This window comes from Streptomyces sp. W16, assembly GCF_033194735.1.
Classification (GTDB): Bacteria; Actinomycetota; Actinomycetes; order Streptomycetales; family Streptomycetaceae; genus Streptomyces.
Genome location: NZ_JAWOAI010000402.1, coordinates 1 through 9,278 on the forward strand (window position 1 = coordinate 1; position 9,278 = coordinate 9,278).

Consider the following 9,278-nt stretch of genomic DNA (forward strand, 5'->3'; position numbering starts at 1 on the left):
GGTGGGTGCCGTAGAAGTGTGTCACTTCCAGGGAAAGTGACACACTTTTTTGGGACCCCTACCTCCCCCTCCCTCTCTCCCCTCCCGCCCTCGGGGATCCAGCCACTCGCCGTTGGCCGCTGAGCCGGCGCGGCGTGCTGGCGAGGCGCGGTCGCGTCCCTCTCCGCCGGTTGCGGACGCAGCCGACGTAAGGGGTTGGCATGCCTCGGCCCCCCATTGCTCTCCCTGGGCCGCTCGCTCGCTTCTGAAACGGGATTGTGTGAGGTGAGTCAAGGGTGGAGCGCAGCGGAATCGGCGTAGCCGACGCGACCGCAGGGAGCGCCCTTTACTCGGCTCACGCAATCCCGACACTGACAAAGAAGCGAGTGGCCCAACGGTAAGAACTCAGTCGCAGGCCCCGTACACCCCCCGCTAGCGTGCCTCACATGACCACGAACGACAGCGAAAACACCCAGGACTCAGACTCCGGCGCCAACCCCCGTTTCGCCGAAGCCTTGCGGGAGTTGGGACTCGGGGAACTACTCAGCAGCATCCGGCGCTTCCCGGACGCCACCCGTACCGCAGCCGAGGCCGCCGCCGCGATCGGGTGCGAGTTGAGTGAGATCTGCAAGTCCCTGATCTTCGCGGCGGACGGGGTACCGGTACTGGTGCTGATGGACGGGGCATCGCGGGTGGACGTGGAGCGGGTTCGGGAGGAGCTCGGCGTCGAGAAGGTCACCCGGGCCAAGGCCGACGTCGTACGGGAGACGACCGGGTATGCCATCGGAGGCGTGCCGCCCTTTGGACACCGTACGAAGACCCGTGTGCTCGCTGATCGTTCGCTGCTCGCGCACGACGTCGTGTGGGCCGCCGCAGGCAATCCGCATGCCGTGTTTCCCATGGAACCCAAGGAACTTGTCGCGTACGCCGGTGCCACCTTGGTGGACGTGCGCGAGCAGACCTCGTGACACCACTGGTCGCCGCCGCCGTTCTGCTCGCCGCCGTCACGCATGCCTGCTGGAACGCTCTCGCGCATCAGATCACCGACAAGTTGGTCGGGTTCACGCTCATCGCGGGTGGTGGGACGGTCATCGGGTTGGCGCTCGTGCCGTTCACGGCGTTTCCGGCCGCCGGGGCGTGGCTGTACATAGGGGTGTCCGCGCTGATCCATCTCGCGTACTACCTCCTGCTGATGAAGTCGTTCCGGCTCGGGGACTTCGGGCAGGCCTATCCGATCGCGCGCGGCACCGCGCCCCTCGTCGTCACCGTCTTCGCCGCCGTCTTCGCGCACGAGGTGCCCGACGGGTGGGCGGCGGCCGGTATCGCGCTGTCGTGCACGGGGCTGACCGGTGTCGCGCTGTGGGGGATGCGCGGGCGGCGGCCCAACTGGACGGCGATCGGGGCCGCGTTGGCGACGGGTCTGTCGATCGCCGCGTACACCGTCGTGGACGGGCTCGGTGTGCGTGCCTCGGGGTCCTCGCTGGGGTACATCGCCTGGCTGATGGCTGTCCAGGGCTGGATGATCCCGGTCTACGCGTTCTATCTCCGGCGTGGTCAACTCCTACCGGCCCTACGGCCGTTCGTCGCCGTCGGCTTCCTCGGCGCCGCCCTGTCCGTGCTGGCGTACGGACTCGTCCTGTGGGCCCAGACCCGTGCGGCCCTCGCCCCCATCGCCGCCCTGCGCGAGTCGTCGATCATCGTCGGCGCGGCCATCGGGGCCGTCTTCTTCAAGGAGCGGTTCGGGGCGCCCCGTATCGCCGCCGCCTTGCTGCTTGTGGCTGGGATCGGGCTTATGTTGCGGGCGGGTTGACCGTTTCTTCACCGGGCTTGCCGACGACTTGACGATCCGTTCCATGGGCGTTCAGACGGCTGTCTGTGTGTGTGATGTGTGGTGCCCCTAGGGTCCCTGAGGATTCGAAAGAAGGGGCTCATGGGCAGACGCTACGCGGTCCGGGCCGGCGGGATCACCAAGTGCTTCGGCGATGTCGTCGCGCTCGACGGTGTCGATCTGGATGTGACGCAGGGACAGATCCACGGTCTGGTCGGGCCGAACGGGGCCGGCAAGACCACCCTGCTCGGGCTGTTGTTGGGGCTGGCCGTCGCCGACGGTGGGCGCCTGGAGATCCTGGGTAGGCAGGTCGGGCGGGCGTTCGCCGCCCCCGACGGTGTCGCCGGGTTCGTGGACGGGCCCGGTCTCTACCCCTCGCTCACCGCCCGGCAGAACCTAGCCGCGCTGGCCGCGTTGCGCGGTCATGACGCGCGGACGGCGGGGATCGACGACGTGCTCGACCAGGTCGGGCTCACCGATGTCGCCGACGACCGGGCCCGCGGCTTCTCGCTCGGTATGCGGCAACGGCTCGGGCTCGCCGCAGCCCTGCTCACCAAGCCCCGCCTCCTCGTGCTCGACGAACCGTCCAACGGCCTTGATCCGGCGGGCAAGAGACATGTGCACGGGGTGCTCAGCAGACTCGCCGCCGACGGGACCGGCGTGGTGCTCTCCAGCCACCGTATGGACGACCTGGAGGCGCTGTGCTCGGAGGTCACCATCCTCGCCACCGGACGGGTCGTCTTCTCCGGCCCGTTGAGCAAGCTGGCCGCCGAGAGCCGCGAGCTTGAGTACCGGTTGCGGACGTCCGACCCCGAGGCCGCGCGCCGGCTCGGCGCCGACACGGCCGGCATTCGGATCGTCGACGACAGCGGAGTACGGCAGGACGCCGAGGTGTTCGTCGTGCGCGCGCTGACACCCGCCCTCGACGAACTGGTGGCCGGGCTCGTGCGGTCGGGTATCGCGGTGCGTGAACTCGCGCCCGTGGTATCGCCGTTGGAGGCCGCGTTCCTCGCCCTCACCGATCAGGAGGCCGGTCGATGAGCGCGACCGCCGTCGTCGAACCCGTCGCCGTGGCCCGCCGTGTATCGGTCGCGCGCGGCTACCGCTTCGAACTCGTCAAGCTGGTCTCGCAGTGGCGGATCCGGCTGCTGGTCCTCGCCTGCTGGGTCGCGCCCGCGCTCTTCGTCGCCGGGGTGAGCGGGCAGAGCACGCTCCCCTCCGACACTCTCTTCGGCCGCTGGATGCACGCCACGGGGTGGGCCGGGCCGTTGGTCATGCTTGGGTTCGCGGGCAGTTGGGCGCTTCCGCTGCTGACCTCGCTCGTCGCCGGTGACGTGTTCGCGGCCGAGGACCGGCTCGGCACCTGGCGGCATCTGCTGGTGGCGGTCCGTTCGCCCGCGCGGATCTTCGTGGCGAAGTCGCTGGCCAGCCTCACCGTCATAGTGGTTCTGGTGGCCGGGCTGGCCGGGTCCAGCGCGGTCGGCGGGCTCGTGGCCGTCGGCAACCAGCCCCTGGTCGGTCTCGACGGTCACCTGCTGGGGCCGGGGGACGCGGCCGGACGGGTCCTGCTCGCCTGGCTCTGTGCCCTCGCGCCGACCCTGGCCCTCGCCGCGATCGGACTCCTCGGGTCGGTCGCGCTGGGGCGGTCCTCGATGGGGCTGCTGCTGCCCGTGCTGGTCGCTTTCTCGATGCAGGTCGCCCAGATGCTGCCGCTGCCCGTCGCGGTGCGCCTCGCCCTGCCCGGCTACGCCTTCATCGCCTGGAACGGCCTGTTCACCAGCCCGGCCCAGCTCGCCCCGCTCCTCATCGGCGTCGCGGTCAGCCTGTCGTGGGCCGTACTCGCGACCGCGCTGGCCCATGTGCTGTTCGTACGGCGGGACTTCACCAACCCGGCCTACGACGGTTCCGGGCGCCGCGCGATCACCGTCGGGCTGCTGCCGCTGGCCGCGCTGACCGCCGTCACCGTGGGGGCGGTCGCCGTGGCGACGCCGTCGACGGGCTCCGGGATCGAGCAGGGGAAGGTGCAGAAGTCCCTTGCGACCGTGTTCGCCCACCTCTATCGACTGCAGACGCGGCAACTCCACCGGCCCGCCGTCACCGAGGCCCAGTTGCGGACCTCGGCGGCCTGCACCAAGAGCGACGGCCAGGCCGCCCAGGAGGGCGCGGGCAACGACTGGCGCTGCGTCGTGAGCTGGCATCTCCCCGGGGTCGCGGTCACGGGGACGGCGATCTACCAGCTCGACATCACCTCGGACGGGCGGTTCGTGGCGGACGGCGACGGTCCCAAGGAAGTCAACGGCTACTTCCTGGTGCGGACTTCGACCGGCGATGCCCCGAATCCGCTGTGGCAGTTCGACGGCAACGTCGATCTGCTCGACACCCACTGAAGGGAACAGTTCCGTGCAGGTAACCCGCCAGCGTCGGATCAACGAGAAAAACCAGGTCAACCTCTTCGGCAGACACGTCGGCCGCCGGGCACTGCTCGTGACGGCCGGCATCGCCGTCGCCCTCGGCGTCACGGGCACGGCGGTCGCCTCGACATACCAGTTCGGCACCCAGCAGGTCGGCCAGACCACCGCCAACGGCCAGGTCATCTCCAGCGACCAGTACATCAAGCCGTACGGCAGCCGCACCGTCATCAACGACGGCAAGATCATGTCGTCGACGGTCAGCCCGGACGGCACCCACCTCGCGGCCTCGATCGCCGACGGCGACGCGTCTCTGGTGATCATGGATCTGACTACCGGTCAGGTGAAGCAGAAGGTCGGCACCAGCGCGGCGGACGACCTGCGCATCAGCACCGGCGCCGTCGGCCAGGAAGGCCCGACCTACTCGCCCGACGGCAAGCAGCTGTGGCTGGGGCAGGCGAACGGCTACACCAAGTTCACCGTCAACGCCGACGGAACTCTCGCCGCCCCCACCGCCGTCCCGATCGCGGCCGACGGCGCCAAGCAGGCGCTCGTGGGCGCGGCCGTGTTCTCCGCCGACGGCTCCACCGTGTACTCCGCGGTCAACGGCCAGAACAAGGTCGTCGCCATCGACGCGGCGACCGGAACCATCAAGCAGAGCTGGACAGTTGGCACCGCCCCGCGCGGAATCGCCCTGGTCGGCGGCAAGTTGTACGTCAGCAACGAGGGCGGGCGCCCGGCGAAGGCCGGCGACACCACCATCAACTCCTACGGCACCGACGTGCCCGCGAACCCCAAGACCGGCGCCAGCACCACCGGCACGGTCAGCGTCATCGACACCGCCGACCCGTCCGCCGCCGTCGGCACCATCGCCGTAGGACTGCACCCGACCGCCGTGTACGCGAGCAAGGGCGCGGTGTTCGTCACCAACACCGCCGACAACAGCGTGTCGGTCATCGACACCCGCAAGGACAAGGTCGTCCAGACCATCGCCACCCAGCCGTGGCCCGAGGCGTCCGTCGGCTACGAGCCGAACGCGGTGACACTCACCGACGACGGCCGGCTGCTGGTCACGCTCGGCCGCGCCAACGCGGTCGCCGTCTACCGCTACAACTCCCCGCAGCAGCCCGCCCGCTACATCGGCCTGCTCCCCACCGACTACTTCCCCTCGGGGATCACGGCCAACGGCAAGCAGGTCGTCGTCGCCAACACCCGTGGCGTCGACGCGCTCCGTCCCGACGCCGCCGGCCACAACACGCACGACACGACGTCGAGCCTGACGCAGTTCACGCTGCCGAGCGACCTCGTCGTCAGGTCGCAGACGGCCAAGGTCTTCAAGCAGAACGGCTGGACGCCCGGCTCGGTCACCACCGCCAAGGGCAAGAGCCACACGAAGGCCGTCCCGGTCCCGGCGCGCCTCGGCGACCCGTCGACGATCAAGCACGTCTTCCTGCTCGTCAAGGAGAACCGCACCTACGACCAGGTCTTCGGTGACCTCCCGCAGGGCAACGGCAACGCCTCGCTCACCCAGTTCGGCGAGAACGTGACGCCCAACCAGCACGCGCTGGCCGAGCAGTTCGGGCTCTACGACAACTTCTACGACATCGGCACCAACTCCGCCGAGGGCCACAACTGGCTGATGCAGTCGGACAATCCGGAGTACACCGAGTCCTCGGCCGGCGAGTACACGCGCAGCTACGACACCGAGAACGACGTCCTCGGTCATCAGAAGTCCGGGTTCATCTGGACCGGCGCGCAGGCGGCCGGGAAGTCCGTCAAGGACTTCGGCGAGTTCCAGTCGCTGGAGACCAAGCCGGCCGGCGCGAACTGGCAGAACCTGTATTGCGACAGCAAGAACATGGCCGCGACCGGAGCGCAGACTGCCTATCCCATCAAGACGGGCTCGGCGATTCCCTCCCTCAACGACGTGTCGGTGCAGGGCTTCCCGCTGTTCGACCTCGATGTCCCGGACATCTACAAAGAGCAGATCTGGCAGCAGGACTTCGACAAGAGCGGCCCGGCGAACCTGAACATGTTCTGGTTCTCCAACGACCACACCGGCGGTCCCGCGAATGCCGCCGCCGAGGTCGCCGACAACGACCTCGCGGTCGGCCGGATGGTCGACAAGATCACCCACAGCTCGTACTGGAAGGACTCGGCGATCTTCGTCGTCGAGGACGACTCCCAGGCCGGCCTCGACCACGTCGACGGCCACCGCGCCCCGGTCCAGGTCATCAGCCCCTACGCCAACCACAGCACGGTCGACGACCACTACTACTCGCAGATCACCATGGTCCGCACGATCGAGCAGATCCTCGGCATCCACCCGATGAACCAGCTCGACAGCGCGGCCACCCCGATGTACGGGGCGTTCACGAACAAGGCCGACGACACACCGTTCACGGCGGTCCCCAACCGGACCTCGCTGACCCTCGGCGTGAGCCCCCAGCCGTCCTGCGGCTCGGACACCCCGGCGGCCCAGGACACCAGGGCGGCAGCCGCGCCGACGTCCGTGTCCGTACCGGCGGCCGAGAAGGCGCTCGCGGCCCAGTGGAAGACCTGGGCCTCGCATCAGCGGCTGACCGGCCCGCACGCCGTGCCCGACTACGCCAACCCCACCCAGATGAACCGCTACACCTGGTACCAGACCCACAACTGGACCAAGCCGTACCCCGGCGACAGCAAGATCTACGCGCCGGACGACGTACCCGGCGCCTACCTCCCGTCGTCGGAGTCCGAGGGCTGACCGAGCTCCAGCGGGTCAACGGCCCCCTGACCGGCGTCACCGCCGGTCAGGGGCGTACCGCCACCGCGTCCGCCTCGAACAGCATCCCCGGCAACGCGAGGGACGCGACCCCGCTGAGGGTCTGGGCGGGGAGGCGGTCGCCGAAGTGCGCGTGCAGCGCCCTGCCCAGGGTCTCCAGCTTCGCGAGGTCGTGGTCGACGACGAACGTGCCCAGCCGCACCACGTGTTCGAAGCCGAGGTTCACCGACTCCAGGACCGCGCGGAGCCGGTCGAAGGCCAGGTCCACCTGCGCCGCGAAGTCGCCCGGTACCGGGGCACCCGTCGGGTCGGAGGCATACTGGCCCGCGATGAAGACGAGTTCGCCGGGTGCCGACACCGCGTGGCTGTAGCCGAAGGGTGTCGGGTCGTGGAGCGTGCGCGGGTTGGTGATCGTGCGAGAGTCGTTCTTGGGCGTCATGGACGGGCAACATCCCGCCCGGCCCCGTCCATTCCGGCTACGGCAAGGACTCCCGTACCGCCTTCACCAGCGCCTGCGCCCTCGGGTCCGCCGTCACGCTCTTGCGGAAACCGTTGGTGACATAGCCGAGCGCGATGCCCGATTCGGGGTCGGCGAAGCCGAGCGCACCTCCCCGGCCCGGGTGGCCGAAGGAGCCGGCGGACAGCAGCGGGGACGCGCCGCCGTGCAGCATGTAGCCAAGGCCGAAACGGGTGTTGATCACCAGCACGCGGTCCGGGCCCGACGAGCGTTCCGTACGGGCCAGTTCGACCGTCTCCGGGGTGAACAGCCTTGTCCCGCCGTCCAGTTCGCCGATCAGGGAGGCGTAGAAACGGGCCAGGCCGTCCGCCGTCGCGATGCCGTTCGACGCCGGGAGTACAGCGGCCCGGTACGCCGGGTCGTTCTCGTCCGGCATCGGGGTGATCGCCCCGAACGCGCGCCGGGTGAGGGAGTCGGGGTTCGCGTACGCCTCGGAGACCGTCCGCTTGGGGCGGACGCGGAGTGCGTGCGCGTCCGGCGGAGCCGCCTCGACCTGTGCGACTCGGCCCACCCGGCCCGCCTCGCCGGACGGCAGGCCCACCCACAGGTCCGCTCCGAGCGGGCCCGCGATCTCCTCCGCGATCCACGTGCCGATCGACCGGCCCGTCACCCGGCGGACGAGTTCACCGGTCAGCCAGCTGTACGTCTGCGCGTGATAGCCGTGGTCCGTGCCCGGCTCCCACACCGGCGCCTGCGCCGCCACCGCCTGCGCGCCCAGTACCGGGTCGGCGGCCTGCTCCGGGGTCAGCGGGTGGTCCAGCACCGGCACGCCCGCGCGGTGCGCGAGCAGATGCCACACCAGGGTGCGTTCCTTGCCGGCCGTCTTGTACTCCGGCCAGTACTCGCCCACCGGAGCGTCCAGATCCAGTTCCCCGCGCTGTGCGAGCAGGAGCAGCGCCGCGGCGGCCACACCCTTCGTCGCGGAGCGGACGATCTGAGCCGTGTCCCGCTGCCAGGGCGCGGTGCCGTCGACGTCCTTCGTGCCGGCCCACAGGTCCACGACCTGGTGCCCGTCCCGGTACACCGTCACCGCCGCGCCCCGGTCCCCGCGCACCTCGAAGTTGGCGGCGAACGCCTCCCTGACCGGCTCGAAGCCCTCGGCCACCACGCCGTTCACGTCCACGTCCGCACTCCTGGTTCCGCCGACCCGCTGTCCTGCTTCAACCAAGCAGGATCGTGACGTCGATGTTCCCGCGCGTCGCGTTCGAGTACGGGCAGACCTCGTGGGCCGCGTCCACCAGCTTCGCCGCGATGTCCGAGTCGAGGATCGGCAGGGAGACGCTCAGGGCGACCGCGAGGCCGTAGCCCTTCTGCTTGTTGGGGCCGATGCCGACCTTCGCGGCGACCGTGGAACCGGTCAGGTCGAAGCCGGCCCGGCGGCCGACGAGGACCAGCGCGTTGTGGAAGCAGGAGCTGTAGCCGGCCGCGAAGAGCTGCTCGGGGTTGGTGCCGTTGCCGTCGCCGCCCAGTGCCGGGGGCATCGCGACCTGGAGGGAGAGCTGGCCGTCCTGGCTGCTGACATAGCCGTCCCGGCCGCCGTGGGCGGTGGCCTCGGCGACGTACATGATCTTCGTCGGGCGGGTGTCGACGGCGGTGTCGTCGGCCATGGCGGGACCTCCCCCAGAACGGAAACACAAGACGGAACACAAGAGTGTGCAACTACATCGTGCACAAGGTACTGGCCGGTAGGTCGGTCATCGTAGGCAGGGGGTGTAAACCCTGAGTAACCCCGGGTCAGCGGGCTCGTTCCGCCGCAGCCTCGGCGCGCTCGGCCAGCCGCCA

8 protein-coding genes are annotated in these 9,278 nt (G+C 69.8%); 5 read left to right on the forward strand and 3 right to left on the reverse strand.

What is annotated here, in order from left to right:
- Positions 1-425: 425 nt before the first annotated feature.
- The 5 genes from R6V09_RS37700 (at position 426) to R6V09_RS37720 (ending at position 6,961) form a co-directional block, all read left to right on the forward strand.
- Positions 426-947, forward strand: a complete 522-nt coding sequence (locus R6V09_RS37700; RefSeq protein ID WP_317885981.1) for a YbaK/EbsC family protein — start codon at positions 426-428, stop codon at positions 945-947.
- Complete coding sequence (locus R6V09_RS37705; RefSeq protein WP_317885982.1) at positions 944-1,789, forward strand: DMT family transporter; 846 nt, start codon at positions 944-946, stop codon at positions 1,787-1,789. The genes R6V09_RS37700 and R6V09_RS37705 overlap by 4 nt, the downstream gene beginning before the upstream one ends.
- 120 nt (positions 1,790-1,909) lie before the next feature.
- Positions 1,910-2,848, forward strand: a complete 939-nt coding sequence (locus R6V09_RS37710) for an ABC transporter ATP-binding protein (RefSeq protein WP_317885983.1) — start codon at positions 1,910-1,912, stop codon at positions 2,846-2,848.
- Positions 2,845-4,194, forward strand: coding sequence for an ABC transporter permease (locus R6V09_RS37715; RefSeq protein ID WP_317885984.1), 1,350 nt, complete (start codon positions 2,845-2,847; stop codon positions 4,192-4,194). The genes R6V09_RS37710 and R6V09_RS37715 overlap by 4 nt, the downstream gene beginning before the upstream one ends.
- Positions 4,195-4,207: 13 nt before the next feature.
- The gene (locus R6V09_RS37720) at positions 4,208-6,961 is read left to right on the forward strand and encodes a bifunctional YncE family protein/alkaline phosphatase family protein (RefSeq protein ID WP_317885985.1); all 2,754 of its coding nucleotides are present in this window, start codon (positions 4,208-4,210) and stop codon (positions 6,959-6,961) included.
- Positions 6,962-7,007: 46 nt separating this feature from the next.
- Here R6V09_RS37720 and R6V09_RS37725 read toward each other — a convergent pair whose 3' ends face one another.
- The 3 genes from R6V09_RS37725 to R6V09_RS37735 are packed head-to-tail and all read right to left on the reverse strand — an operon-like array spanning position 7,008 to position 9,103.
- Positions 7,008-7,418 carry a RidA family protein gene (locus R6V09_RS37725; RefSeq protein WP_317885986.1) on the reverse strand — a complete coding sequence of 137 codons (411 nt, stop codon included), beginning with the start codon at positions 7,416-7,418 and terminating at the stop codon, positions 7,008-7,010.
- A 37-nt stretch (positions 7,419-7,455) separates the two neighbouring features.
- A complete protein-coding gene (locus R6V09_RS37730; RefSeq protein ID WP_317885987.1) occupies positions 7,456-8,619 on the reverse strand; it encodes a serine hydrolase domain-containing protein in 1,164 nt (387 codons plus the stop codon).
- Positions 8,620-8,656: 37 nt separating this feature from the next.
- Positions 8,657-9,103 carry an organic hydroperoxide resistance protein gene (locus R6V09_RS37735; RefSeq protein ID WP_317885988.1) on the reverse strand — a complete coding sequence of 149 codons (447 nt, stop codon included), beginning with the start codon at positions 9,101-9,103 and terminating at the stop codon, positions 8,657-8,659.
- Between the last annotated feature and the right edge of the window lie 175 nt (positions 9,104-9,278).

What these genes read in the sequence shown, in the direction of transcription:
- R6V09_RS37715 (WP_317885984.1), top strand. Translation starts at nt 2,845, where the DNA reads ATGAGCGCGACCGCCGTCGTCGAACCCGTCGCCGTGGCCCGCCGTGTA.
- R6V09_RS37710 (WP_317885983.1), top strand. Translation starts at nt 1,910, where the DNA reads ATGGGCAGACGCTACGCGGTCCGGGCCGGCGGGATCACCAAGTGCTTC.
- R6V09_RS37700 (WP_317885981.1), top strand. Translation starts at nt 426, where the DNA reads ATGACCACGAACGACAGCGAAAACACCCAGGACTCAGACTCCGGCGCC.
- R6V09_RS37725 (WP_317885986.1), bottom strand. Translation starts at nt 7,418, where the DNA reads ATGACGCCCAAGAACGACTCTCGCACGATCACCAACCCGCGCACGCTC.
- R6V09_RS37735 (WP_317885988.1), bottom strand. Translation starts at nt 9,103, where the DNA reads ATGGCCGACGACACCGCCGTCGACACCCGCCCGACGAAGATCATGTAC.